The sequence below is a fragment of the Mitsuokella sp. AF21-1AC genome, from assembly GCF_003458855.1.
Classification (GTDB): domain Bacteria; phylum Bacillota; class Negativicutes; order Selenomonadales; family Selenomonadaceae; genus Mitsuokella.
Genome location: NZ_QRVW01000010.1, coordinates 41,019 through 66,394 on the forward strand (window position 1 = coordinate 41,019; position 25,376 = coordinate 66,394).

General features: G+C 59.3%; 21 protein-coding genes and 1 tRNA gene. 13 read left to right on the forward strand and 9 right to left on the reverse strand.

The features are described 5' to 3' along the window. Nucleotides 1-66: 66 nt before the first annotated feature. Nucleotides 67-1,749, reverse strand: a complete 1,683-nt coding sequence (locus tag DWX75_RS05280) for an alpha-glucosidase (RefSeq protein ID WP_118015290.1) — start codon at nt 1,747-1,749, stop codon at nt 67-69. Between the two features lie 213 nt (nt 1,750-1,962). Between DWX75_RS05280 and DWX75_RS05285 the strand changes: the two genes are divergently transcribed. Continuing rightward, nucleotides 1,963-2,859, forward strand: a complete 897-nt coding sequence (locus DWX75_RS05285; protein ID WP_199497523.1) for a 5'-nucleotidase, lipoprotein e(P4) family — start codon at nt 1,963-1,965, stop codon at nt 2,857-2,859. A gap of 174 nt (nt 2,860-3,033) precedes the next feature. On the opposite strand, the gene DWX75_RS05290 is transcribed toward DWX75_RS05285, so the two are convergent. The 4 genes from DWX75_RS05290 to DWX75_RS05305 form a co-directional block, all read right to left on the reverse strand. Then, nucleotides 3,034-3,108 (reverse strand) — tRNA-Arg (locus DWX75_RS05290). Nucleotides 3,109-3,190: 82 nt separating this feature from the next. After that, nucleotides 3,191-3,412, reverse strand: coding sequence for a hypothetical protein (locus tag DWX75_RS05295; RefSeq protein ID WP_118015291.1), 222 nt, complete (start codon nt 3,410-3,412; stop codon nt 3,191-3,193). A gap of 183 nt (nt 3,413-3,595) precedes the next feature. After that, on the reverse strand, nt 3,596-4,786 hold the full coding sequence (locus DWX75_RS05300) for an aminotransferase class I/II-fold pyridoxal phosphate-dependent enzyme (protein ID WP_118015292.1): 1,191 nt from the start codon (nt 4,784-4,786) through the stop codon (nt 3,596-3,598). Then, nucleotides 4,783-5,262, reverse strand: coding sequence for an Lrp/AsnC family transcriptional regulator (locus DWX75_RS05305; RefSeq protein WP_118015293.1), 480 nt, complete (start codon nt 5,260-5,262; stop codon nt 4,783-4,785). The genes DWX75_RS05300 and DWX75_RS05305 overlap by 4 nt, the downstream gene beginning before the upstream one ends. 323 nt (nt 5,263-5,585) lie before the next feature. Between DWX75_RS05305 and DWX75_RS05310 the strand changes: the two genes are divergently transcribed. From DWX75_RS05310 to DWX75_RS05360, 11 genes are all read left to right on the forward strand, one after another. After that, nucleotides 5,586-9,362, forward strand: a complete 3,777-nt coding sequence (locus DWX75_RS05310; RefSeq protein WP_118015294.1) for a phosphoribosylformylglycinamidine synthase — start codon at nt 5,586-5,588, stop codon at nt 9,360-9,362. Nucleotides 9,363-9,451: 89 nt separating this feature from the next. After that, on the forward strand, nt 9,452-9,841 hold the full coding sequence (gene dhaM, locus DWX75_RS05315) for a dihydroxyacetone kinase phosphoryl donor subunit DhaM (RefSeq protein ID WP_118015295.1): 390 nt from the start codon (nt 9,452-9,454) through the stop codon (nt 9,839-9,841). Between the two features lie 117 nt (nt 9,842-9,958). Further along, complete coding sequence (locus tag DWX75_RS05320; RefSeq protein WP_118015296.1) at nt 9,959-10,864, forward strand: DUF2156 domain-containing protein; 906 nt, start codon at nt 9,959-9,961, stop codon at nt 10,862-10,864. Nucleotides 10,865-10,973: 109 nt separating this feature from the next. Beyond that, nucleotides 10,974-11,360 (forward strand): desulfoferrodoxin family protein, encoded by a 387-nt coding sequence (locus tag DWX75_RS05325; RefSeq protein WP_118015297.1) that lies wholly within the window; start codon nt 10,974-10,976, stop codon nt 11,358-11,360. Nucleotides 11,361-11,839: 479 nt separating this feature from the next. Further along, on the forward strand, nt 11,840-12,799 hold the full coding sequence (locus tag DWX75_RS05330; RefSeq protein WP_118015298.1) for an alpha/beta hydrolase: 960 nt from the start codon (nt 11,840-11,842) through the stop codon (nt 12,797-12,799). After that, the gene (gene dtd / locus DWX75_RS05335) at nt 12,796-13,239 is read left to right on the forward strand and encodes a D-aminoacyl-tRNA deacylase (protein ID WP_118015299.1); all 444 of its coding nucleotides are present in this window, start codon (nt 12,796-12,798) and stop codon (nt 13,237-13,239) included. The genes DWX75_RS05330 and dtd overlap by 4 nt, the downstream gene beginning before the upstream one ends. Before the next feature lie 38 nt (nt 13,240-13,277). Next, nucleotides 13,278-14,510: an aminopeptidase gene (locus DWX75_RS05340; protein ID WP_118015322.1), complete on the forward strand. Its 1,233-nt coding sequence runs from the start codon at nt 13,278-13,280 to the stop codon at nt 14,508-14,510. 33 nt (nt 14,511-14,543) lie between these two features. Next, the gene (locus DWX75_RS05345) at nt 14,544-15,182 is read left to right on the forward strand and encodes a hypothetical protein (protein ID WP_118015300.1); all 639 of its coding nucleotides are present in this window, start codon (nt 14,544-14,546) and stop codon (nt 15,180-15,182) included. Next, a complete protein-coding gene (locus DWX75_RS05350) occupies nt 15,182-16,096 on the forward strand; it encodes a YitT family protein (RefSeq protein ID WP_233519484.1) in 915 nt (304 codons plus the stop codon). Before DWX75_RS05345 ends, DWX75_RS05350 begins: the two co-directional genes overlap by 1 nt. Before the next feature lie 193 nt (nt 16,097-16,289). Next, the gene (locus DWX75_RS05355; protein WP_118015301.1) at nt 16,290-17,648 is read left to right on the forward strand and encodes an MATE family efflux transporter; all 1,359 of its coding nucleotides are present in this window, start codon (nt 16,290-16,292) and stop codon (nt 17,646-17,648) included. Continuing rightward, nucleotides 17,638-18,498, forward strand: coding sequence for a MerR family transcriptional regulator (locus DWX75_RS05360; RefSeq protein WP_118015302.1), 861 nt, complete (start codon nt 17,638-17,640; stop codon nt 18,496-18,498). The genes DWX75_RS05355 and DWX75_RS05360 overlap by 11 nt, the downstream gene beginning before the upstream one ends. Before the next feature lie 84 nt (nt 18,499-18,582). On the opposite strand, the gene DWX75_RS12110 is transcribed toward DWX75_RS05360, so the two are convergent. Together DWX75_RS12110 and DWX75_RS05370 are read right to left on the reverse strand one after the other, a co-directional pair. Beyond that, nucleotides 18,583-19,311: a hypothetical protein gene (locus tag DWX75_RS12110; protein ID WP_199497524.1), complete on the reverse strand. Its 729-nt coding sequence runs from the start codon at nt 19,309-19,311 to the stop codon at nt 18,583-18,585. A gap of 250 nt (nt 19,312-19,561) precedes the next feature. Further along, nucleotides 19,562-20,266 carry a tetratricopeptide repeat protein gene (locus tag DWX75_RS05370; RefSeq protein ID WP_118015303.1) on the reverse strand — a complete coding sequence of 235 codons (705 nt, stop codon included), beginning with the start codon at nt 20,264-20,266 and terminating at the stop codon, nt 19,562-19,564. A gap of 65 nt (nt 20,267-20,331) precedes the next feature. Between DWX75_RS05370 and DWX75_RS05375 the strand changes: the two genes are divergently transcribed. After that, a complete protein-coding gene (locus DWX75_RS05375) occupies nt 20,332-22,038 on the forward strand; it encodes a phosphoethanolamine transferase (RefSeq protein WP_233519485.1) in 1,707 nt (568 codons plus the stop codon). Nucleotides 22,039-22,095: 57 nt separating this feature from the next. Here DWX75_RS05375 and cydC read toward each other — a convergent pair whose 3' ends face one another. Next, the gene (gene cydC, locus DWX75_RS05380) at nt 22,096-23,730 is read right to left on the reverse strand and encodes a thiol reductant ABC exporter subunit CydC (protein ID WP_118015305.1); all 1,635 of its coding nucleotides are present in this window, start codon (nt 23,728-23,730) and stop codon (nt 22,096-22,098) included. Next, complete coding sequence (locus tag DWX75_RS05385) at nt 23,721-25,373, reverse strand: ABC transporter ATP-binding protein/permease (protein WP_118015306.1); 1,653 nt, start codon at nt 25,371-25,373, stop codon at nt 23,721-23,723. The genes cydC and DWX75_RS05385 overlap by 10 nt, the downstream gene beginning before the upstream one ends. Between the last annotated feature and the right edge of the window lie 3 nt (nt 25,374-25,376).

Below are 25,376 nucleotides of genomic sequence, written 5' to 3' on the forward strand. Positions count from 1 at the left end.
AAATCCCGCTCCTGGGAACATGTCCTGGGAAGCGGGATTTTTACATCCTTTGCAGGATGAGGCGCATTATTTATCGGTGAGCACGACACGCGCTTCGTAAGGCTGCAGAATGCCAGCTTTATGGCTCGGGTAATTCGAGATGAGTTCCTCGCCCGGATTTTCGTCAAAGAGGCTGCAGGGAACCTCGTGCTCCGTCCAGTTGCAGGCGACTGTCAGGCGCTTGCCGTCGAGCTCGCGCGCGAAGGCGTAAATCGTCTCACTGTCCTCGAGCAGCGGCTCGAAGGTGCCATAGACGATGATGGGATGTGCATGGCGCAGCCGGATGAGCTTCTGGTAGTAGTAGAAGGTGGAATCCGGGTCCTTGAGCGCGGCTTCGGCGTTGATTTCCGTGTAGTTGGGGTTGACGGCGAGCCAGGGCTTGCCCGTCGTGAAGCCGGCGTTGGCACTTGCATCCCACTGCATCGGCGTGCGCGCGTTGTCGCGGGCCATGGTGTCGAAGCACTGGAGCATCGTCTCGGCCGATACCTTCTTCTGTTCGTCGACATACTGGTGCCAGGCGTTGATTTCCTCGAGATCCTGGCAGTCTGCGAGCGAGTGGAATTTCGTGTTCGTCATGCCGAGTTCCTCGCCCTGATAGATGTACGGCGTGCCCTTCTGCATGTGCAGGCAGGTCGCGAGCATCTTGGCGGAGAGCACGCGCCACTCGGGGCTGTCGTTGCCGAACGTCGAGACGCAGCGCGGCTGATCGTGATTGTCGAGATAGAGTGAGTTCCAGGCTTTGCCATCAAGCTCCCGCTGCCATTTGTTGAGGATGGCGCGGACCTTCGGCATCTGCGGCTTGCCCGTCGTCCACTTGTCGATAATGCTGCCCTTGCCGTTCTCCGGGCCGACATGCTCGAACTGGAAGACCATGCCGAGCTCTTTACCATCGCTGCGCGCGTACTTCTTGGCTTCATCAATCGTGACGCCGGCAGCTTCGCCGACGGTCAGCAGATCGTAATGGGAAAGTACGCGGCGATTCATTTCCTGCAGGTATTCATGGACGCGCGGCCCATTGCAGACGTGCGGCGAAAGGTCGCCGTAGCCGTCCGCCTTGACGGGGCCGTCCGGGAAGGACTGGTCCTTCGAGATCATCGAGATGACATCCATGCGGAAGCCGTCGATGCCCTTCTCGCACCACCAGGTCATCATGTCGAAGACGGCATCGCGGACCTTGGGGTTCTCCCAGTTGAGGTCGGGCTGTTTCTTCGAGAAGCAGTGCAGGTAATACTGATCCGTGGCCTCATCGTACTGCCAGGCCGGGCCGCTGAAGTATGACTCCCAGTTGTTCGGTGCGCCGCCGTTCCTGCCATCTTTCCAGATGTAGAAATCCCGGTACGGATTCTCGCGGGACTTGCGGCTCTCGACGAACCAGGCATGTTCATCGGACGTATGGTTGACGACGAGATCCATGACGATCTTGATGCCGGCCTCGTGTGCCGTCTTGAGCAAGGTGTCGAAATCCGCCATCGTGCCGAAATCGTCCATGATGGCCCGGTAATCGGAGATGTCATAGCCGTTGTCGTCATTCGGGGACCGATAAATCGGGGAGAGCCAGATGACGTCGACCCCGAGTTTCCGGAGATAGGGGATGCGTTGCGTGATGCCCGGCAAATCGCCGATGCCATCGCCGTTGGAATCCTGGAAACTGCGCGGATAGATCTGATAGATGACGGCCTCTTTCCACCAGGCCTTCTGTTCATTTGCCATAAAAAAACCTCCTGCCAAATCTTGATGTTTCTTATTTCGTTCCTTCCAGCGGTGATTCCTACCCGAAACCGGTACAAAAAATGGACATAAGTCCGAAATTTTTGGTCAAATGTCCTTTTATCTTTATATTTTAAGACTTATAATAATATTGTTTATTGAAAACGAGAGAGATTCTTGGAGCATCGCTCCGAGAGGGAAAATGGAGGAATGACGATGACGTTCATGAGCAAGAAGAAGAGCCTGCTGGTTGCTGCCGCTTTGGGGATTTCGCTGATCACGGGTGCACCGCAGACGACGTTTGCCGCAGAAGCACAGGCTTACACGCAGCAGGACCTCAACGCCGAACTGACGATGGCCGCTGCCTGGATGCAGAACTCGGCCGAATACCGCGAGCTCTGCTATCAGGCATACAATGCCGCCCTTGATCAGGTCGTGCGCGCCGTGGCTCATCACAAGGCTGGCGACAAGCCACTGGCCATCGTGCTCGATGCCGACGAGACGGTTCTTGACAACAGCGCCTTTGAGGCCGGCCTCATCGGCACGGACAACGCCTACAGCAACAAGAACTGGGATGCCTGGTGCGCTGCCGCCAAAGCCACGGCCATGCCGGGTGCCGCAGAGTTCCTGCAGTCGGTTGACAAGCTCGGCGTCGACATCTTCTATGTCACGAACCGTAGCATGAAGACGCAGTACGATGGCTCGGCCAAGAACATGAAGGCCGTCGGCTTTCCGCAGATCGACCGCGAGCACATGCTCTTCAAGACGGATACGAGCAACAAGCAGCCGCGCTACGATGCGGTCAGCCAGAAATACGACGTCGTCGTCTACCTCGGTGACAATGCAGGCGACCTGCCAATCGGCACGTACCACAAGGGACAGAAGGAGCGCAATGCTCTCGTTGACCAGCACAAGGCAGAGTTTGGGCATCGCTTCATCGCCCTGCCGAACCCGACGTACGGCGATTGGGAGCCGGCACTCAAGCAGGATGGCAAATTCGGAGATTACTGGAAGCTGACGCCGGAGGAGAAGAGCAAGGTCCGCAACGAGGCCATGCGCAAGTGGCAGCCAGAAGGGACGAAAACGTCTGATGCCGCTCAGGTTGCCAAATAACGGGCGGACAAACGTATAAGGCAATATGGATGAACAGGGGACGCTCCGGCACGCATATATGTGCCGGGAACGTCCCCTGTTCTTTTCTGTGCGTAAAAAAATTCCCGGCACATCGTGTCGGGAATCCTGCTGCAGGTCACGCAGCCTTTGCTGAAACCTGTTATTGCCATATAGTGGTGCGCTCGGGCAGAGTCGAACTGCCGCTTTCGGCTCCGGAGGCCAACGTCCTATCCACTGGACTACGAGCGCATATGTCCGGAACAGGAAATAGTATACCATGAACGGTATGCTTTGTCAACGATGCGGCCGCCGGCAGCCTCTTGAGAGACAGTCAGGGATCGGTGCGGAATCCGTTGCCCTCGATGAAATTGCAGACGCGGTCGGTGAGTGACGCGAGCACGAGATAACAGACGACACAGACGGCGAAGAAGAGGACCGGTACCGCGATGCATATGAGTGTGAGCTCCAGGATGTGATAATCCACGCGGACGCGGATGTATTCCGAAAGAAATGCGGCGGCGACGATGAGCGCATAGCCCCTGGACCAATCCATGACAAACCTCCTGTAACAAAGCGATCAACTTACGAGATTGTTCCATTATATCACAGTGCGGTCGTTTGACAAGTGGACTGACAGGAAAATCCGGAAATGCGAAGAAGAAAACGGCAGGCATACAAAAACAGACCCCGTCATACGCGTAAACGCAGGTCGGGGCCTGTTGACATGCTGCTGTTTTTATCGCTTGGGATGGTTCTTGAGGAAGTTCTCGATGCGCGCGAGGGCTTCGGAAATCTTGTCGATGGACGTCGCATAGGAACAGCGCACATGACCTTCGCCGCAGGCGCCGAACGCGGAACCCGGGATCAGGGCGACGTGTTCGCTCTTCAGGAGTTCCTCGGCAAATTCCTCGGAGGTGTAGCCTGTGCTCGTGATGTTCGGGAAGATGTAGAAGGCACCTTTCGGCTCGAAGCAGGAGAGGCCCATCTTCGTGAAGCCGTCGTAGATGAGGTGACGGCGGCGGTCGTATTCCGCGACCATCTTCTGCATGTACTTCTTGCCGTGACGCAGGGCCTCAATGGCGGCAATTTGAGCCGTGATCGGCGCGCAGAGCATCGTGTACTGATGGATCTTCGTCATCGCGCTGATGATTGTCGGATTGCTCATCGCGTAACCGATGCGCCACCCCGTCATCGCGTATGCCTTCGAGAAGCCATTCAGGAGGATCGTGCGCTCCTGCATGTCGGGCAGCGAGGAGAAGCAGACGTGTTCCTCGCCGCCATACGTGAGATCGCCGTAAATCTCGTCAGAAATGACGATGAGGTCATGCTTCTTCGCGAAGGCTGCGATGGCCATGAGGTCCTCACGGCGCATGATGGCGCCCGTCGGGTTGTTCGGGTAGCCGATGAGCAGTACCTTCGTCCTGTCGGTGACGTGCTCCTCGAGCTCCTGCGGCGTGATGCGGAATTCGTTTTCAATCTTGGCGGGCACGGCCACGGGAACACCGCCGGCAAGCGTCGTGCAGGCCTGGTACGAGACGTAGCAGGGCTCCGGGATCAGGACTTCGTCGCCGGGGGCGAGGATGGCGCGCATCGCGAGATCGAGTGCCTCGCTGACGCCGACGGTCACGAGGATATCGGTCCTGGCCTCATACGAGCAGTCGTACTCTTCTTTGTAGTGCTTGGCAATCTCTTCGCGCAGCTCGGGCAGGCCACGGTTGGCCGTGTACGAGGTGTATCCCTGTTCGAGGCCATAGACGCAGCTCTCGCGGATGGACCATGGTGTCACAAAATCCGGCTCGCCGACGCCAAGGGAGATGACATCTTCCATCTGGGCGGCGATATCAAAGAATTTGCGGATACCAGACGGTGCAATGGCATTGACGGCGGGGGAAAGGCGGTCATGCCAGTCAGAGCGGGTCTCAATCATGGCGTCACCACCAGTCTGCGGTCGCGTTCCTCATCGTTGATGATGACGCCGTCCTTCTTGTACGGCTTGAGCATGAAATGGCTGCGCGTCTGCGTCACACCCTCAATCGTGGCGAGGCGTGTCGCGACGAAATTGGCCACGTCCTTCAGCGATTTGCCCTCGATGATGACGAGCAGGTCGAAGCTGCCGCTCATGAGGTAGACCGTGCGGACCTCGTCGAAACGGTAGATGCGCTCGGCAATCGCGTCGAAGCCGACCTCGCGCTGCGGGGTCAGGTTGATCTCGATGATGGCCGTGACCGTATCCGTGCCGAATTTTTCCCAGTTGATCAACGTGTTGTAGGACAGGATAATCTTGTCCTTCTCGAGCTTCTTGATGTCCTGCTCGACCTCGTATTCACTGCGGTGCAGCATGGATGCCAGCTCACTGACGGGGCGGCGCGCGTCATGTTCCAGGAGCTCTAGCAGTTCTTTCATGTTCCAGGCCCTCCTTTTGGTCAAATCACATGTAAAACAATTCATAGAAATTAGAACAATTATATCATAAGTGCAAGCAATAATAAAGCAAATGCTGATACTATCCACCAGAAGGAAACAAATGATGAATAACTGCTGGACAAGCGTCTCTTTGCGAAAAGATTGTGATGGCTTCTTGCATCTGCCAAATCTTTTCGGTACAATACGAATATAGAAGCAAATTTTCACGTCTGCACCCGTGGCAGCTCCTGCGGGCAAGATTGCAGTCGATCGCTTGTGAGGGAATTGGTTCATCTCGTTGTATTTGGAGGAAAGAAACACTCATGACGGTAAGAAGAATTTTCGTAGAAAAAAGACAGGGATTCGATATCGCAGCTCAGCAGCTCTGCGACGACCTCAAGGAGACCTTCCATCTCGAAGGCCTGCAGTCGGTGCGGATCATCAAGCGCTACGATATGGAAGGTCTCAGCGAGGAAGAGTATGAGCAGGTCAAGTTCGTCGTCTTCGCCGAAGCTCCGGTAGACCAGGTCTACGAGGAGACGCTGCCGGATTTCCCGCATTCCCGCGTATTTGCCGTCGAGTACCTGCCAGGCCAGTATGACCAGACAGCCGACTCGGCCGCCCAGTGCGTCCAGCTCGTCACGCAGAAGGAACGCCCGGAAATCGCGACGGCCCGCGTCATCGTGCTGACGGGCGAGGTCAGTGATGCCGACTTTGCCAAGATCAAGGATTACTGCATCAACGCCGTCGAGAGCCGCGAGGCCTCGCTCGAGAAGCCGGAATCCCTCGACATGGTGACGACGGAGCCGGCCGACGTCGAAGTCCTGAGTGAGTTCAACGACCTCGATGAAACCGGTTTGCACGCTTTCATGGATGCGCGCGGCTTTGCCATGAGCTTTGAGGACCTTAAGTTCTGCCAGACGTATTTCCGCGGCACGGAGCACCGCGCCCCGACGATCACGGAGCTGCGCGTCATCGACACGTACTGGTCGGATCACTGCCGCCACACGACATTCACGACGGCCATCGACGACGTGAAGATCGAGGACGGCTACTTCACGCCGGCCATGAAGAAGGCGTATGACCAGTATATGAAAGACCGCAAAGACCTCTACGGTGAGGATACGGATCGCGCGGTCACGCTCATGGACATCGCTATCATCGGCATGAAGGCACTGCGCAAGCAGGGCCTGCTCGAAGACCTCGATAAATCCGAGGAAATCAATGCCTGCAGCATTGAGATCAAGGCCGATATCGGCGGCAGGCAGGAAGACTGGCTCGTCATGTTCAAGAACGAGACGCACAACCATCCGACGGAAATCGAGCCGTTCGGCGGCGCGGCCACCTGCCTCGGCGGTGCCATCCGCGATCCGCTCTCCGGCCGTTCCTACGTCTATCAGGCCATGCGCGTGACGGGCGCTGCCGATCCGCGCCGCCCGTTCAGTGAGACGCTGCCGGGCAAGCTGCCGCAGAAGAAAATCACGCTCGGCGCCGCAGCCGGCTACAGCTCCTACGGCAATCAGATCGGCCTCGCGACGGGCCAGGTCCGCGAAGTCTACCACGAAGGCTACATGGCCAAGCGTATGGAAATTGGCGCCGTCATCGCGGCGGCACCGAAGGAGAACGTCGTGCGCGAGCGTCCGGCAGCCGGCGACATCATCGTGCTCGTCGGCGGCCGCACGGGCCGTGACGGCTGCGGCGGTGCAACGGGTTCCTCGAAGGAGCATACGGAAGAATCGCTGACGACCTGCGGCGCTGAGGTCCAGAAGGGCAATCCGCCGACGGAGCGCAAGATCCAGCGCCTTTTCCGCAACCCGAGCGTCTCGCGCATGATCAAGCGCTGCAACGACTTCGGTGCCGGCGGCGTTGCCGTTGCCATCGGCGAGCTCGCCGACGGCCTCGTCATCGACCTCGATACCGTCAAGAAGAAATACAAGGGCCTCGACGGTACGGAACTGGCCATCTCCGAATCGCAGGAGCGCATGGCCGTCGTACTTGACCCGAAGGATGTCGAAGCCTTCCAGAAGTTCTCGGATGATGAGAACCTCGAGGCGACGCCGGTCGCCATCGTCACCGAGAAACCGCGCCTCATCATGAAGTGGCGCGGCAAGGAAATCGTGCAGATGAACCGCGCCTTCCTCGACACGAACGGCGTGCGCCAGCACGTCACGGCTGTCATCGCCCAGCCGGATACGGCCAAGCGCTACCTTTTCGAGGTGCCTGCAGCCGTCGCTGCCTGCGACGACCTTGCAACAGCCTGGCTCAAGAACCTGCAGGACCTCAACGTCTGCAGCCAGAAGGGCCTTGCCGAACGCTTTGACTCGACCATCGGCGGCAACAGCGTGCTGATGCCGTTCGGCGGCAAGACGCAGCTGACCCCGTCTGAAGGCATGGTTGCCAAACTGCCGGTGCTCGGCGCAGAGACGAACACGGCCACGGCCATGACGTTCGGCCTCAATCCGGCCTTCACGACCTGGAGCCCGTTCCACGGTGCTCTGTATTCCGTGGTCGAGGCTGCGGCCAAGATGGTCGCACTCGGCGGCGATGCCTCCAAGGTTCGCCTGACCTTCCAGGAATACTTCGAGAGCCTCGGCAAGGACCCTGCGAAGTGGGGCAATCCGTTTGCTGCACTCATCGGCGCCCTCTGGGCTCAGCACGAGATGGGCATCCCGGCCATCGGCGGCAAGGACTCCATGTCCGGCACCTTTGAGCACATCCACGTGCCGCCGACGCTCGCCGCCTTTGCCGTCGACGTCATGAAGGCCGACCATGCGCTCTCGCCGGAGTTCAAGCAGGCCGGCAGCCGCGTCTACCTTGTGCCGGCGCCGAAGGATGAGCAGGATCTGCCGGTCTTCGCGAAACTCCGCGAGAACTTTGCGAGGATCCATGACCTCACGGCTGCAGGCAAGGTACTCTCCGCACAGAGCATCGGCGTGGGCGGCGTCGCCGCTGCCGTCACGAAGATGGCATTCGGCAATGAGATCGGCTTCACCTTTGCGAAGGACATGACGAAGGAAGAACTCTTCTGCGCCGATTACGGCACGATCCTGCTCGAAGTGGCCACTGGCGTCGACGTGGAAGCTGCGCTTGCCGGCACGGGCGCTTATGTGCTCGGCCAGACGACGGCTGCGCAGGAAATTGTCTGCAACGGCACGACGGTTGCGCTGAGCGCCGCCGTCGCGGCCTACACGACGCCGCTCGAGAAAATCTTCCCGACGAACGTTCACAAGAAGGCCAAATCGGAAGCCATCTTCACGCCGTACACGAAGGGCAATGTCCTCACGGGCGGCACGCACATCGCGCGTCCGCGCGTCTTCATCCCGGTATTCCCGGGCACGAACTGCGAGTACGATTCGGCCCGCGCCTGGGAGCGCGCCGGCGCCGATGCTGAGACGCTGATCGTCCGCAACCTGACGCCGGCTGCCGTTGAAGAAACGGTCGCAGCCATCGTCAAGGGCATCGAGCAGGCCAACATCATCATGCTGCCGGGCGGCTTCAGCGGCGGTGACGAACCGGACGGCTCCGGCAAATTCATCGCGGCTATGTTCCGCAATCCGCGCATCAAGGAAGAAGTCATGAACCTGCTCGAGAAGCGCGACGGCCTGATGCTTGGCATCTGCAACGGCTTTCAGGCACTCATCAAGCTCGGCCTCGTGCCGTACGGCGAGATCCGCGACCTCTCGCAGAATTCCCCGACGCTCACTCACAACACGCTCGGCCGTCACGTCTCCTGCATGGTCGAGACGCGCGTCGCCTCGAACCTCTCGCCGTGGTTCAACAACGTCTCGGTCGGCGATGTCCACTCGATTGCCGTTTCCCATGGCGAAGGTCGCTTCGTAGCCGATGAGGCCACGATTGAGCAGCTGCGCCGCAACGGCCAGATCGCGACGCAGTACGTCGATGCCGCCGGCAATCCGTCGATGGACATCCCGTTCAATCCGAACGGCTCCATCGATGCCATCGAGGGTATCACGAGCCCCGACGGCCGCGTGCTCGGCAAGATGGGGCATTCGGAGCGCATCGGCGCCGACATCGCAAAGAACGTTCCGGGCGCCAAGGACCAGCAGCTCTTCGAGGCCGGTGTCCGTTACTACAAATAAGTCGCACACGGCTTGCCGTGTCCATGCCATAAAGATGAATCATGCGGTCAGCTCTGCTGGCCGCATTTCATCGCAAGGGGGGAATTTTTGTGGTTGGTATTGTAATCGTATCGCACAGCCAGAAGCTCGCGGAAGGCGTCAGGGAACTGGCCGCGATGATGACGCACGGCGACGTGCCCATCGAAGCGGCAGGCGGCCTTGAAGACGGCATGCTCGGCACGAGTTTCTCGCGGGTCAAGACGGCCATTGAGGAAGTCTGCGGCATGGATGGTGCCGTCGTCCTCATGGATATGGGCTCCGCCGTCATGACGGCAGAGCTTGCCGTCGAGGAATGCCGTGATGACGCTGTGCGCCTCGTCGACTGCCCGCTCGCCGAGGGGGCGGTGCTCGCTGCCGTGGCCGCAGCCGGCGGCGCCGGTCTTGAGGAGGTCGTGCGCCAGGCGGAAGCAGCCCGTCAGATGAAGAAACTGGAATCCTGAACGCCGCGCGGCAGAACGCGGCACATCCCGCCAAGGACAGCAAGTGAGTCAGTCACATACAGGATTTGACATCGTTGATATAATAAATGAATAACAAGTATAGTTTTCACCGGGGGGATGAGCATCATCGAATTCCAGTTATTGCAAAAAGAAGACAAACCGGTGCTGGACCGTTATTTTGCCAGCCGTTATTATGAGAATTCCCATTTCACGTTCACGAATTTCTACATGTGGCGTGAACCGTACCACATCCAGTGGGCCGAGGAAGATGGGATCCTCTACATGATCTGTGAATGGGAAGGACAGCATATGGCCATCCAGCCGTTCTGCGACGAAGACCGGTGGCAGGAGGCTGTCGATTCTTTCCTTGCTTATTTCAAGGAACAGGGCTGGCCTTTCTACTTCACGGGCCTCGAAAAGCCGTTTGCGGAATTCCTCGCAGGCTACAAGGGCGCGGCATTCACGATCGAAGACGATCGCGACAATTGGGATTACGTCTATGAGGCCGAAAAGCTCACGACGCTCTCGGGCCGCAAGCTCCATTCGAAAAAGAATCATCTCAATGCGTTCCGCAAGCTCTATCCGGAAGCCGAATACCTGCCCATCACGGACGACATTATCACGGCCTGCAAGATTGAGCTCAACAACTGGTACAAGCTGCGCCTGCAGGATGAACCGGACGACCCCTTCATCGCCTGGGAGCGCAAGGCCATCCTTGAAATACTCAACGACTACGCGTATTTCAAGCTCAAGGGCGGTGCCATCCGGCTCGACAACCGCATCATCGCATTCACCTTCGGCGAGCCGCTCAATGCGGACACGGCCGTCATCCATGTCGAGAAGGCCGACCCGAACATCCGCGGCGCGTATCCTGCCATCAACCAGGGCTTCGTCGCCAATGCCTGGCAGGACATGACCTACATCAACCGTGAGGAAGACATGGGCCACGAAGGCCTGCGCAAGGCCAAGGAGTCGTACAAACCGTTCAAGATGGTCGAGAAATTCAACGCCTGGATTGCGTAAGGAGCAGGGCTGACGAAAGATAAGAAATATCTGAAAATACCTTGCCAGTCCGCATGGGAATCGGTACAATAGTGATAGTGACAAGTATTTTTGCAAGGAGGGCTTTTTTATGGCAAAACGTTTCTTTGTATGCAAGACTTGTGGTAATATCGTCGGACTCATCGAGGACCGCGGCGGTACGCTCTCGTGTTGCTCGGCTCCGATGACGGAGCTCATCCCGAACACGCAGGATGCCGCGCAGGAAAAACACGTACCGGAAGTGACGTTTGACCGCGAAGGCGGCGAAGTCACCGTCCAGGTCGGTAAAGTCGCGCATCCGATGCTGCCGGAACACTACATCGAGTGGATTCATCTCCAGACGGAGCAGGGCGCTCAGATCAAGCACCTCAAACCCGGTGACACGCCGGAAGCCGTCTTCAAGGTAGCCGGCGACGACAAGCCCGTAGCGGCCTTCGCCTACTGCAACCTCCACGGCCTCTGGAAAGCAGACTTCTAAACGCATATCGTCACGAACAAGACCCGCTGTCAATCACAGCGGGTCTTTTTAGCCTTCCCCGCGCACGGGGAAGGGGGACCGCGCAGCGGTGGAAGAGGTCCATGGACTGACGGGAAAGAACAACACTTGATTATGCGTCTTTACAAGCGTCGCAGCCCCGCGCACGGGCGCAAAGCGCGGGATGCCGGGGGCATCCCCGGAGAAGGGGGACCGCGCAGCAGTGGAAGAGGTCCATGGACTGACGGAAAAGAACAACACTTGATTATGCGTCTTTACAAGCGTCGCAGCCCCGCGCACGGGCGCAAAGCGCGGGATGCCGGGGGCATCCCCGGAGAAGGGGGACCGCACAGCGGTAGAAGAGGTCCTGAAGAAAAATTTTCGATTTTCCGGCACAGTACAGAATTCGATGCTATAATGGTCGTTGTATGATTTTTTGCGTGAATTTGTGGAAAAATTTTTCTGGAAAGGGTATACTAGCGATGAAGAAGATTCTTGTATCCTGTCTTTTGACGGCGGTCATCGTGGTGGCGGCGATGGTTGTTGGGGCAGGATATTTTGTTGGCAATTACTTTGTGCATTTCGGCCTGGAACGCGGGACGGCGGAGAATCCGCAGGAGCCGCCGAAGGCGTATGCACTCTTGATGCCGCCGGAGGCTCGGCAGTTCACGAAGCCGGATTATCCGTCCGAGGAGTGGGAGCTGACGTCGTTTGACGGCCTCATGCTCAAGGCCACGCGTTTTTCGCCGGGGCAGGACGGACACCGTTGGGTCATCGTGGCGCACGGATATGGCTGCACGCAGCAGAATTCGTGGTATATCGCGGCGAATTATCTTGCGCGCGGGTATCAGGTGCTGACGCCGGATCTCAGGGCTTCGGGCGCGAGCGAGGGACGTTATCTGACGATGGGATATCGCGAGAGCCGCGACCTTGTCGACTGGGCGAAGAAGATTGCCCGCACGGACCCCGATGCGAAGATCATTCTGCACGGTGTCTCGATGGGGGCGGCTTCCGTCATGATGGCCTCGGCTGCGCCGGAGCTGCCGCAAAATGTCGTGGCCTGCGTGGAAGACTGCGGCTATACGGATGCGTACGATTTGCTCGCGTATCAGCTCGAGTCGTCCTTTGGCCTGCCGTCTTTCCCGGCGATGAATCTGCTCGACTGGCGCTGCAAGGCCAAGACGGATTTCAGCCTGCATGAGGCTTCGCCGCTCGTGGCGGAGCAGCACGCGAAGATCCCGACGCTCTTTATCCATGGCGATAAGGATACGCTCGTGCCGCCTGAGATGGCCCGCCAGCTCTACGATGCCTCGACGGCTCCACAGAAGCAGCTGCTGATGGTGTCGGGAGCCGTGCATGCGGCGGCCAGCCAGCAGGATCAGAAAAAGTATTTCGCGACGATCCGCGATTTCGTCGCACCGTATATGGAGGGAATCAAATGAAGGCGGTCGTGACGCGTGTGACGTCCGCGAGCGTGACCATCGAGGGGACGGTTCGCGGCAGGATCGAGAACGGATTCCTCGTGCTCCTGGGCGTGGGGCCTGAGGATACGGAGGAGGTCTGCGACCATCTGGCGGAGAAGGTCGCCCATGTCCGGGTCTTTTCGGATGAAGCGGGCAAGATGAACAAGAGCATTGATCAGGTGGGCGGGGCGTTCCTCGTCATTTCGCAGTTCACGCTCTATGCGGATCTCAAGAAGCGCCGCCCGGGCTTTTCGCATGCGGCGAAGCCGGAGCTTGCGGAGCCTCTTTATGAGCGCTTCATGGCGGATCTGCGCGCCAAAGGCTTCCACGTCGAGCACGGGGAGTTCGGGGCGGAGATGCAGGTCGCTTCGGTCAACGATGGCCCGGTCACGCTGCTCTTTGATACGGATGAAGTTTGATGGCTGAGATAATGATAAAGAATGGAAAGGAATATATCATGAACCAGGAATTACTGACCTCGTATGCACGGCTGGTCGTGCGCGTGGGTGTCAATCTGCAGAAGGACCAGATTCTCGTGATCCAGTCGCCAATCGAGTGTGCGGCGTTTGCGCGCACGATTGCAAAAGAAGCGTTTGCGGCCGGTGCGCATGATGTCGTGGTGAGCTGGGGCGATGAAGAGCTCGCGCATATCCGCTATGCGGAGGGCGATAAGCAGCTTTTCACGGAGTTTCCCGAGTGGCGCCGGGCGTTCTTTACGGATTACGCCGAGCAGGGTGCAGCCTTTGTGTCGATTGCGGCGCGCAATCCCGAGATTTTCCAGGACATCGATGCCGAGAAGCTCAAGCTCGCGAATCAGGCGGCTGGGGCGGCGCTTCTTGAGTACCGCGCACGCCTGATGAACAACCGGAATACGTGGTGCGTCGTGTCGGTGCCGACGAAGTCCTGGGCGCGCAAGGTATTCCCACAGCTTGGCGAGGAAGAGGCCGTCGCGCGTCTCTGGCGGGAGATCTTCCAGACGGTCCGCGTGGGCGAAGGCATCGACACAGTAGCTGCCTGGCGCGAGCATATCGATTTCCTGCATCGGGCGGCGGATTTCCTCAACCGCCACGATTTCCAGTTTCTGCATTACACGAACGCTCTCGGCACGGACCTCACGATTGAACTGCCGGAGGGCCATATCTGGGCCGGCGGTGCCGAGAAATCGGAACTCGGCGTGATGTTTGCGGCCAACATGCCGACGGAGGAAGTCTACACGCTGCCGAAGCGCGATGGCGTCAACGGCGTGGTCTATGCGACGAAGCCGCTGAATTTCGACGGCAACCTCATCGAGGGCTTCCACTTTGTCTTCCGCGATGGCAAGGTCGTGGACTTCGGCGCGGAGAAGGGGGCCGATATCCTCAAGGGACTGCTCGATACGGACGAGGGGGCGCGCTATCTCGGCGAGGTGGCGCTCGTGCCGTTTGATTCGCCCATCTCCAGGAGCGGCGTGCTCTTCTACAACACGCTGTTCGATGAGAATGCCGCCTGTCATCTGGCACTCGGCAAGGCGTATCCGACCTGCCTCAAGGGCGGGGAGAAGATGGACAGCGTGACGCTTCTGCAGCATGGTGTCAATGATTCCCTCGTGCATGAGGACTTCATGATCGGCAGTGCGGATCTGGAGATCGTCGGCACGACGCGCAGCGGGCAGCAGGTGCCCATTTTCCATCAGGGCAATTTTGCTTTTTGAGCCACTGATAATTTGTAACGGGAGGATATTACGATGAGATTACGGCTGATCCGGGGCGTGACCGCCCTGTTTCTGCTGCTGATCCTGGTGGTGGCAGCACTGCCGGCGGAGGCAGCCGGCAAGGTCGAGGAGGCGGATTTTTCCTGCCGCGGGGTGTCCCTGGGGGATACGGAAGCGCAGCTGCTCGAAAAATTCGGCACGCCGCTCTTTGATAAAGAAATCACGCGTCAGGGCGTGCCCGTGAAGGTTTATACGTTCAAGAACCACGATGAGGCGGCGGTGAGCCGCAGGACGGGCAAGGTCGTGGACATTGTTGTCGGCGATGACCGCTATGAGGCACGTGACGGCATTCGCTTTGGTGCGACCTCGTACTGGATTCGGCAGACGTATGGCAAAAAAGACCGCCAGATGATCGATGGTGCAATCTGCTATGTCTACGCGCGCGAGGGCCATCCGCACGACCGGCTGGTGCTGACAGTCGATGCCGAGCAGGGCTATCTGACCGGGATGCGCATCACGTCGCTGCCGCTGACGGATGAGGAAGCCGAGCAGTGGGAGATTGCGGGTGAGACGGAGGAAGGCCCGCTCGACTGGCGCATTGCCGAAAAGGAAATCGATACGTCGCGCCTGCCGAAAGATAAGGCCGTCGTGCTGAAGGGAGATGAATCGTAATGGTGGTGACGATGAAGATGATGCATCATCGCGCGCTGCGGTATCTGGGCATCACGCTGGGCTGTCTGATCGCCAGCTGCTCCATCAATCTTTTTCTCGTTCCTTCTCATCTCCTGACGGGCGGTGCTACGGGCATTGCCATTATCGTTTACTATCTGACGCAGCTGCCCATCGGCTTGCAGACGTTCCTCTACAATATCCCGCTTCTGGCGACGGCCTGGAAGACGATGGGGCGCAGCTATACGATCGATGTCATCATCGGCACGGGCATTTTCTCCCTGTGCCTGGACCTCACGCGCTTTCTCAATGCGTATGCGCCGGTCAATGATGTCATGCTGGCGGCCATCTTCGGCGGTGTATTCAACGGCATCGGCTACGGCATCGTCTTCCGCATGAATGGCAGCACGGGCGGTTTCGATATCGTTGGTGCGATTGCCAAGAAGTATTATTCGCTCAATATGGGCGGCGTCATCTTCGCGTTCAACTGCATGATTATGTGCGTGGCGGCGTTCCTGTTCGGCGTGGCGCCGGCGATGTTCACGCTCATTTGCATGTATATGAACGGCATGGTCACAGATAAGGTCATCGCGGGCTTCAACAGCCGCAAGGCCGTGCTGATCATCTCGGACCATTCCAACCAGATTGCCGACGGCATCATGGAGGTCGGACGCGGCGTCACGTTCCTGCACGGGCAGGGTGCATTCACGCGCAAGGAGCGCAATGTCGTCTTTGTCGTCGTCAAGCTCACGCAGGTCAGCAAGATCAAGCTGATTGCGCACGCCATTGACCCGCATGCCTTCATGCTCATCGTGCCGGCCAGCGAGGTCATGGGCCGCGGCTTCAGCGAGCCGGGCATTGCGTTCAAGCGCTTCATGAACCATCATCCGCTGCAGAATCCCGAGGAGCATTCCTAAAATCAACGGGCTTTGGCACATCAAAACTGCTTCACATCTGTCAGACAAGGGAACTGGCAGGGTGAAGCAGTTTTTTGCATCTTGACGGGATAATTGTCTTGACTCTATTATGGTTGTAGCGTTTATCATGGAGGAGAACGCGGGAATGGCATGTATCCCGCTAACTGTCGAGGAATGGGGTGGAGGTTGAATCTTGGTCAGGAATTTTACCACAGGCAGTGTCTTGAAGAATATCGGACTATTCTCACTGCCATATTTTTTCTCGTATTTTTTGCAGACGCTTTATGGCATGGCGGATCTTTTCATCATCGGTCAGTTCGAGGGGGCTGCCAGTATCACGGCCGTATCGGTGGGCAGCCAGGTCATGCATATGATCACCGTCATGATCGTCGGCCTCGCGATGGGCACGACGGTCTGCATCGCACAGGCGGTGGGGGCGGAGGACCGGGAGCGCGTGGCGCGGAATATCGGCAATACGACGGTCCTGTTCCTCGTCGTTTCATTCGTGCTCTCCCTGATGCTTGTCCATCTGACCGCGGATATCACGGGCTGGATGGCGACGCCGGCGGAAGCCGTCGCAGGTACGGAGGCCTATCTCTGGATCTGCTTCATCGGCATCCCGTTCATCACGGCGTACAACATCATCAGTGCGATTTTCCGCGGACTCGGCGATGCGCGGACGCCGATGTATATCATCCTGGCGGCCTGTCTCGTCAACATCGGGCTCGATTATCTCTTCATGGGGTATTTCCATTTTGGGCCCGCCGGTGCGGCACTCGGCACGACGATTTCGCAGGCTGCCAGCGTCCTGCTCGGCATCTTCTTCATGAAGCGGGATGAGCTCGGCGCCTGGGTCACTCGTCAGGCCTTCCAGCCCTGCCGGGCGGTCATGGGCGGCATTTTACGTATCGGTGTGCCGATTGCCCTGCAGGATGGCTTCATTCAGATTGCCTTCCTCGTCATCACGGTCATCGCCAATGGCCGTGGCCTCACCGATGCAGCCGCCGTGGGCATCGTGGAGAAGATCATCAGCTTCATTTTCCTCGTGCCCTCGTCGATGCTCTCGACGGTATCGGCCCTCGGCGCACAGAATATCGGTGCCGGCAAGGGCGAGCAAGCCATAAAGACACTGCATTACGCCATGCGCATCACGGTGGGATACGGCGTCTTCGTGGCTGCCGTCGTGCAGATCCTCGCGCCGCAGGCCGTGGCCCTCTTCACTTCGGATGCAGCGGTAGTGGCGGCCGGTGCCGATTATTTCCGCGGCTACGTCTTCGATACGATCTTTGCCGGCGTCCATTTCAGTTTCAGCGGCTACTTCTGTGCCTGCGGCCGCTCGGAACTTTCCTTCCTGCACAATGTCGTTTCCATCGTGTCGACGCGCATCCCGCTGGTGTACCTGACGTCGGTGTGGTTCCCGGCGACACTGTTCCCCATGGGACTCGCGACGGTTTCGGGCTCGCTCGTCTCGGTCGCTATCTGTCTGCTGGCCTTTGCTTATTTGCGGCGGAAAGAGCATCAGGCCGGAAAGGAGGAACTCCATGCCAGTTGAGAAGAAGGAGAGTGCCTGCCAGGCGGAGCGCGGCGATCTGCTGCGCATCGGCGAGGTGGCGCGGCTGTGCCATATCAGCGTCAGCAGCCTGCGGCACTATGAGGAGCTCGGTTTTTTGCAGCCGGAGTACACCGACCCGTTGAGCCGTTACCGGTATTATGGTCCGCGTCAGCTTGAGACGCTCAATACGATTCGCTATCTGCGTGCGCTCGATACACCGCTCACTGAAATTGCCGATTTTCTCCGGCACAAGGATGTGAGCCGCATGGAGGCCCTGCTGCAGAGCCAGCAGCAGGCAGTCGAGGAAAAGATTCGGGAGTGGCAGCGCATCGGGCAGAAGATCAGCCGGCGGCTGGAACGCCTGCGGGAAGCCAAGCGGGAGCCGCTCGATATGATCCGGCTGGTCAGACGCGGACCGCTGCGCATGGCCTGGCTGCGCGAGAGTCTGCGTCAGCCCGCCTCGCAGGATATGGAGCTGCCGATTCGCCAACTGGAGCGGGAGCAGCAGGAGCCGCTGGTTTTTCTTGGCAAGATTGGCCTGAGTCTTGCGCAGGAGTCCTTGGTGCGGGGCCGTTACGAGCAGTACGACGGTATTTTCCTGTTGCTCGATGAAGCCGATGATTATCACGGGGCGGTGGAGGTCCTGCCGGCTGCCGATTACGCCGTCGTGTGCTTCCGGGGCAGTCACCATGAGGCGCCGCAGGAGTACCGCCGCCTCATGGCGTTCCTCGCAGCGCAGGGCTGGCAGGTGACAGGCTCCGCGCAGGAAGTGACGCTTATCGATTACGGCTTGACGAACAGCCGCGAGGAATTCGTGACGGAGATCGCGATTCCCGTGCAGAAAGAATGAATATGCGCTCATGAAAAAACATGCGCCCGGTCAGGGAGCTTTGACCGGGCGCATGTTTTTTATGGCTGTACCGTATGTTGTATGTTATTCGTCATCATCCTCGGTGCCGTGGTTGGCGCCGGAGTAGGACCCCGTATAGTCAGCGGGGTAGATCGTGATGTCGAAGTGGTTGTTGTTCCATTCGTGGGAAAGGTGATGCTTGTAGGGGGCGAGCGCCTCGAGCAGCACGCGGTAGGCTGTCGTGCCCGCGTAGACGCCGTCATCGGAGATATCGACCTTGTAGCCGTTCTCATGGGAATACGTGCCGTGGGCATGGTAGCCGCGCTCGGCACCGCCCGTGATGACGAAGGAGACGCCGGCCGCACGGGCTTCGGCGTTCAAAGTGTCGAGGAAGGCGACGGTCGAGCTCTGCAGATGTGCGGTATCGGTCACGTCGTTCTCGTCCCATGATGTATCCATGCCGTAGACGCTGCTCCATTTGTGCAGGTTGCTCTTGCCAAAATCATTGCGGACGGCATAGGCCGCAGCCGTGGCATCGCCGTCATGCGGCGCGAGGATCGAGGGGAGCTGCGTGGCGGGCGTGACCGGCATTGTCGGCGTGATCGGAGAGAGAGGCGCAATCTTGCGCGTCATCTGTGCGCGGCGTGCGGAACGCTGGTAAGCAGGATGAGAATCGGCAGGTGCAGCGGCCGGTACAGTGCTTGCTGCGGCGGCATCCGGCAGGCTGGCTGCGGAGACGGCTGCTGGCTTGACAGGCGAGGCGGCTGCGGTGCCGGTAACGAGTACGCAGCCCATCAGGAATGTGGCGGTCATAAACGTTCTCATACTGCTGATCAATAGGAGTTCCCCCTTAAAATCTATGTGACATCATGGCGTAAATTGCCTTAAAAATTTGATATTATGTTACAATTATAGTACATTTGTATCGATTCGTAAAGTCTCATGGCTTGACAAAAAAGGCCACGAGGCCCAATCTGGCGGAATCAGACGGGCTCCATGGCCGTTATATTGCCGATTTTTTCAATAAGATACCTGAAATCAGCGAACAGATGCATAGCTTTGTTCAGATATCCCAGTGGAGATTGTCGGGGTTCGGCGTGGCTTTGTCGACTTCGGTCAGGATCCAGGACGCGTTGTCGTGCGTGGCGGCGAAGGCCTTCTCAAGGCCGGCCTCGTATTCCTTCGGGATCTCCATGGCGTGCAGGGCCATGTGCATGTAGTCCTTGGCTACAAGCGTAACGCCGCGTTCGGCGGAGAGCTGTGCCTTGAAGCGGTAGCCGTAATAAAGGTAGCTGTTGTGGTGGATAGGGATGTCCTTGTAGGCTTCAATGCGCTCATCGACCTCGGCTTCGGCTTCCTTGGTCATGTTCATCTTGTGCATGAGGTTCCAGCGGTCAGCCCAGAGCTCTCCGCGCAGGATGTACTTGTAGAGAAAATCGGTCGATTCTGCAAGTTCGATGGCCTGGTCGATATGGCGCAGGGCATCGTCATGCTGGCCGAGCTCTTTTTCGAGCGAGCTCAGGCGCTGCAGCGCGAAGACCTTTTCTTCGACATCCTCGGCCTTCTCGTCGTCGATGTCCGCGTCGACGACACTGTGGAAGAGTTCAAGGGCTTCCTTTGTCTTGTCGATGCCCTTCATGGCGAGGAAGTGGGCGAGGCGGGCGCGGGCATGCCAGCTGTCCATACCGCCGATGAAGAGTTTCTCGGGCGGATGAGCCGGCGAATCCATTACGAAATGGACAAGCTTATGAAATTCATCTTGTGTCATGAAAAAACCTCCTGAATTTATGGTATAATATTCAATTATATCATCTTTGTAGGAGGTTTGGGAATGTGCCTGCCTTGAAACGTTTTTTGCTGCGGGCCTGGGCGCGCGGCACGCATATCGCGGAACACGAAGCGGGACTGCTGGCAGTCCTGTACGTGCTGAATCTGGCGCCGATTGCCTGGCTCAATATCCATATGTACAAGGGGGAGCAGCTCGGCGTGCTCGCGGCCGATGCCGTGTTCCTGCTCGGCGGGGTGCTGCTCTATATCCTCGTGCTGGGCTTCATTCCCGTGCGGCGGCTGCGGCGGTTCCTGTTCGCGGCGTCGTTTTTTCTGTCTCTGCTGCTCGGAGGCCTGGAGTTCTTTTCCATCGTGCAGTACAGCTCGCTCATCGGCGCGGGCATCGTGACGGCTGTCCTGCAGACGAATCCGCGGGAGGCTGGTGAGTTCCTGCGCATGTACATGGGGTGGCAGGGCGTGGCGGCCTCCATCCTGCTCGTGGCGGCCGGTGTATTCATCTACCGCCGCCTGGGTAGGTGCCGGATTCCTTTTCTGTCGCGCCATCGCCTCTCGCATGCGCTGCCCTTCGTGTTCCTGGCGTCGCTGCTCGCGGGGACCATCCTGCTTTCGGAGTATTATTCGTTTATCATCAACGATTCGCTCGATGTGCCCGTCGTGCGCGTGAGCCGGGCGGCCACAACCTCCGTCGAGAACATCCAGGCGTTCGAGAAGCTCAAGAACGAGGCGGCGAGTGATGTGGAAATCACGGAGAACCGCAGTGATACGCCGTATGTGGTCTTCATCCTCGGCGAGTCGACGAACCGCGCCCGCATGCATCTCTACGGCTATCCGCTCGAGAACACGCCGAATCTCGATGAGCTGGCAGCCAAGGGGGAGCTCGCGGTCTTTCGGGATACAATTAGCCCGGAGGCGGCGACCGTGGCCGTCCTGCGCAAGCTTTTGACGTTCGCGGACATGGATTCGTCAAAACCCTGGTATGAATACAACAACATGATCGATGTCATGAAGGCGGCGGGCTACCGGACGTACTGGCTCTCTAATCAGGAGAGCTCGGGCATCTGGGGCAATGTGGCGCAGCTCTTTGCCGGCCGCAGTCATTACAGCCGCTTTACGCGGCTGCGTGAATCGCATGAGGACAACGGCATTTACGATGAGGCGCTTTTCCCGCTCGTCGATGAGGTGCTCGCGCAGCCGGCTGCCAAGAATTTCTACGTCATCCACCTGATGGGCGGCCACGGCCTCTATTACATGCGGTTCCCGTATCTGTTCTCGAAGTTTACGGCCGATGACGTGCCGCCGCCGCAGGATACGCTGTCCCTGGAGAAGCGCACGGAGATCGCGCAGTACGAGAACGCCCTGTTCTACAATGATTTCGTCGTGACGAGCCTCATGGGCAAGTTTGCCGATAAGGATGCGCTGGTCGTCTACATCCCCGACCATGGGGAGGCCGTGTACGACCATGGCAGTTTCTCGGGCCACGTCGAGGAGCATCCGACGAAGGAGACGCTCGAGGTGCCGATGATTTTCTGGGCGTCGCCTGCCTACCGCGCGCATCACCCTGAGAAGTGGCAGGCACTCCAGGCGGCGGTGAACCGCCCGTACATGACGGATGATTTCATCCACACGCTTCTGGATCTCTTGGACATCCGCACGCCGGAGTACGACGCGAAAAAGAGCGTCATCAATCCCGCTTTTGTACCGCGTCCGCACCGCATGGTGCAGGGGCACGACTACGATACCGAAATGAAATGAGCAGACAAAATGAGCCGCTGCAGGCCGGGAAGCTTTGCAGCGGCTCATTTTTATTTGTCACTTTTTGAGTTCGATGATCTGCGGGAAGTCCCTTAGGATCTCGCGTTCATGCGTGATGACGAGCAGGGTCTGGCCGGTCTTTTTGACTCTGGCGAAAAGGTTCGTCAGGAGAGCCCCGGCTGTCTCATGGTCAAGGCCGCAGGTCGGCTCATCGAGCAGGATGACGGGCTCTTTGCCCGCGATGGCGATGGCTGTCAGCAGGCGATTGCGCTGGCCACCGGAGAGGCCGCAGGCATCTTCGCCGAGCGGCGTATCGATGCCTTGCGGCAGCTGTTTTACGAGGTCCGTGAGCTGTGCCGTGTCAAGTGCCGCACGCATGTCGCTTTCGCTGCACGCGGGGCGGTACCGCTGGAAATTCTCGCGCATGGATCCGGCGAACAGGACGCTGCCCTGGGGCAGTGCGGCGATGGCCGTATGAAGCACGTCATGGGAAATGTGCTGGCAGGATGTTCCATGCAGCAGCAGCGTTCCCGCGTCGGGCGGCCAGACGCCGAGCAGGAGATAGGCGAGCGTGGTCTTGCCGGAGCCGCTGGCTCCGATGATGGCGGTGTGCTGGCCGGGGCGGATGGCAAAGGAAAGATCGTGCAGGAGATCCTGACCCCGACGGTAGGAAAAGGCGAGTCCCTGCGCGGCAAGGATGGGCCCGTCTGTCGAAGCGGCAGGCGCATCCGGTACATGATCCGGGCGGGAGTCGTCATCGCCGTCAGGCGTCTGCCGTTTTTCGGGCAGGCAGGAGGCGGCTGCCAGGCTGCACCGTCCCTGGCGCACGGCTTCGGGCAGCGTGCGGAATTCGACGAGCAGGGTTTGCAGGATCAGGAACCAGACGCAGAGGTCGATGCCACTCAGCTTATCCTGCGTGACGCAGAGGATCAGCAGCGCAAGCAGGGTGAGCAGGACGGCGGTATCAAGAAGATTGGCGCCGGCATCGCGCCGCGCATCGCCGCGTGCAAGACGGGTATCCCCCTGCAGCAGGGCCTGGGCGTTTCTTGCGAGAAGTCTGGCAGCGGGCCCGGATCCCGCCCGGATGAGCTCGTCGGCACCGGCACTGACATCAAGGAGCGCGCTGCGGTAGGCGGCGTCAAGCGCACGACGCTGGTCTTCTTCGGCGGGCCGGCGGAGGCAGGCGAGTACGAGCCGCAGGAGGTAGAGCAGGGGCAGCAGCAGGGCGATGCAGCCGAGTACGCGCGCGAGCAGCCAGGTGGCAAGTGCCGTGACGAGGCCGATGGCAAGTACGGGCAGCAGGGAGCGGACGTAGAAGTCGCGCAGTTCATCGGCTCCTGTCAGGAGGTCGTGCAGGAATTCTCCCTGACGGGCGGGGCCGCTGCGCAGCGGCAGGATGGAAGCTGCCCGGTCGTAGAGAGAGAGCCGGATTTCCGTCAGAATGCGGAAGGCCATGCGGTGCGAGAGATAGCGTTCGCCATAGCGGAAGACGGCGCGGCCGATGCCGCAGGCCCGCACGGTGGTGATGCCGAGTGCCAGCGTGTACAAGGGCGGCATGAGTGCGGCCGAGGCGACGAGCCAGGCCGAGGCGCCAAGCAGCGCCAGTCCCGTGAAGAGAGCGATGAGGCTCACCAGAAGGACGGGCAGGAACTCTGGGAGGGAGGTCAGCTGCAGGAGTTTTCTCATATGCATGCATCTCCTTCCTGATGGGTATCGTTCTCGCCGGTGATATCATCCCATGCGAGCAGCTGGTCGGCAGCTTTTTGCAGCGCTTCGTCATGGCTGATGACAAAGAGCGTGTGCGAGCCGCGCAGCGAGAGCAGTGCAGCGCGGATGATGGCGGCCGTTTCTTCATCGAGTGCCGCCGTCGGCTCATCGAGCAGCAGGAGCGGGCGGTCCTGCAGGAGGACGCGGGCGAGCCCCAGGCGCTTGCGCTGTCCCTGCGAGAGGCTCTGCCCGCCTTCACCCAGGGGCGTGTCAAGTCCCTGCGGCAGGCCCCGCACCATATCCGTCAGGTCAAGGCGCCGAAGTGCCTGCAGGGCGTCATCTTCACGGTACTCTTCGTGAAAGAGCGTGACGTTTTCGAGCAGCGTGCCGTTGTACAGATGGGGCTCCTGCGGCACATAGCTCCAGCCGTCGGCAGATGTCTGCCGGCGCAGGATTGTTCCCGCCTCCGGCATCAGCAGGCCCGCGAGCAGGCGGATGAGCGTGGTCTTGCCGCAGCCGCTCGGCCCGTGGAGAACGGTCATGCCGCCATGCTTGACGGCAATATGTACGCCATTCATGAGGGGGAGCGGACTGCCCGCATAGCGGAAGGAAAGATCCTGCGCAGCAAGGGCGAAGCCCGCGGGGCAGCTGCCTTTGTCTGCGGCCGGTGCCGGTCCCCGCGTCAGGCAGTACGGTCTCAGGGCCTGCTCGGCCGTGAAGGCCGTCATGCCGCTGTGGAAAGCCGTGCCGGAGAGGCGCAGAGGCTGATAGAATTCCGGCGTCAAGAGCAGCACGAAGAATGCTGCCGTGAACGTCAGCTGGCCGTAGAGCAGACGCAGCCCGATGCTCACGGCAATGATGGCGATGGCCAGTGTCGTGATGAGCTCGAGGGCAAATGCCGAGACAAAGGAAAGCTGCAGGACGCGCAGCGCCGCCTGCGCAAATTCCTGGCTGAGCATCCTGACGCGGCGGCGTTCGTCCCGTTCGCGCGCAAAGAGCTTGAGCGTGGGCAGCGCGCGCAGGATCTCGGCGAGCCCTGAGGAGAAGCGGTTCATCTGCCGCCACTGCTGCTGGCTCGCCTCTTTTGTCACGCGCCCGATGAGGTAGAGCAGGAAGGGCGCGATGGGGACCGTTATGAGCATCAGGAGGCCCGTGACCGGATCGATGAAGAAGGCGGCAATCAGCAGGCAGGGCATGGCGACGAGGATGCCGAGCACGACGGGCAGGACCTTCGTGAACCAGGCATCGAGGGCATCCGTGCTCTCGAGTGCGAGCGGCAGCAGCTGGCGGCGGAAGCTGCGGTCCGTTTGTCCTTCCGGCGACAGAAGACGCAGGTGAAGACGATGGCGCACGTCATGGCGCAGCGCTGCAGACAGGCCCTGCAGCAGATGATCCTGACGCAGGGCCAGGAGATGGAGAAGCCCGAGTACAAGAAACAGCACCAGGAGGACTGGTGCTGTTTCCGTAAGGCTTCCCTTTCCGAGAAATACCTGGTCGATGGCCAGGCTGGCAGCCCCGCAGGCACCGAGAACGGCCATGGCGCGCAGGAGCTCCGTGAGGAACAGCTGGTTTCTCGTATGCGTTTGCTCATGCAGGGCTTTGAAAAGAAAGGTCTGCTTCATATTCATAAT

Coding starts and splice junctions, on each gene's coding strand:
- DWX75_RS05280 (WP_118015290.1), bottom strand. CDS start 1,749: ATGGCAAATGAACAGAAGGCCTGGTGGAAAGAGGCCGTCATCTATCAG.
- DWX75_RS05285 (WP_199497523.1), top strand. CDS start 1,963: ATGACGTTCATGAGCAAGAAGAAGAGCCTGCTGGTTGCTGCCGCTTTG.
- DWX75_RS05295 (WP_118015291.1), bottom strand. CDS start 3,412: ATGGATTGGTCCAGGGGCTATGCGCTCATCGTCGCCGCCGCATTTCTT.
- DWX75_RS05300 (WP_118015292.1), bottom strand. CDS start 4,786: ATGATTGAGACCCGCTCTGACTGGCATGACCGCCTTTCCCCCGCCGTC.
- DWX75_RS05305 (WP_118015293.1), bottom strand. CDS start 5,262: ATGAAAGAACTGCTAGAGCTCCTGGAACATGACGCGCGCCGCCCCGTC.
- DWX75_RS05310 (WP_118015294.1), top strand. CDS start 5,586: ATGACGGTAAGAAGAATTTTCGTAGAAAAAAGACAGGGATTCGATATC.
- DWX75_RS05320 (WP_118015296.1), top strand. CDS start 9,959: ATGAGCATCATCGAATTCCAGTTATTGCAAAAAGAAGACAAACCGGTG.
- DWX75_RS05325 (WP_118015297.1), top strand. CDS start 10,974: ATGGCAAAACGTTTCTTTGTATGCAAGACTTGTGGTAATATCGTCGGA.
- DWX75_RS05330 (WP_118015298.1), top strand. CDS start 11,840: ATGAAGAAGATTCTTGTATCCTGTCTTTTGACGGCGGTCATCGTGGTG.
- dtd (WP_118015299.1), top strand. CDS start 12,796: ATGAAGGCGGTCGTGACGCGTGTGACGTCCGCGAGCGTGACCATCGAG.
- DWX75_RS05340 (WP_118015322.1), top strand. CDS start 13,278: ATGAACCAGGAATTACTGACCTCGTATGCACGGCTGGTCGTGCGCGTG.
- DWX75_RS05345 (WP_118015300.1), top strand. CDS start 14,544: ATGAGATTACGGCTGATCCGGGGCGTGACCGCCCTGTTTCTGCTGCTG.
- DWX75_RS05350 (WP_233519484.1), top strand. CDS start 15,182: ATGGTGGTGACGATGAAGATGATGCATCATCGCGCGCTGCGGTATCTG.
- DWX75_RS05360 (WP_118015302.1), top strand. CDS start 17,638: ATGCCAGTTGAGAAGAAGGAGAGTGCCTGCCAGGCGGAGCGCGGCGAT.
- DWX75_RS12110 (WP_199497524.1), bottom strand. CDS start 19,311: ATGACCGCCACATTCCTGATGGGCTGCGTACTCGTTACCGGCACCGCA.
- DWX75_RS05370 (WP_118015303.1), bottom strand. CDS start 20,266: ATGACACAAGATGAATTTCATAAGCTTGTCCATTTCGTAATGGATTCG.
- cydC (WP_118015305.1), bottom strand. CDS start 23,730: ATGCATATGAGAAAACTCCTGCAGCTGACCTCCCTCCCAGAGTTCCTG.
- DWX75_RS05385 (WP_118015306.1), bottom strand. CDS start 25,373: ATGAATATGAAGCAGACCTTTCTTTTCAAAGCCCTGCATGAGCAAACG.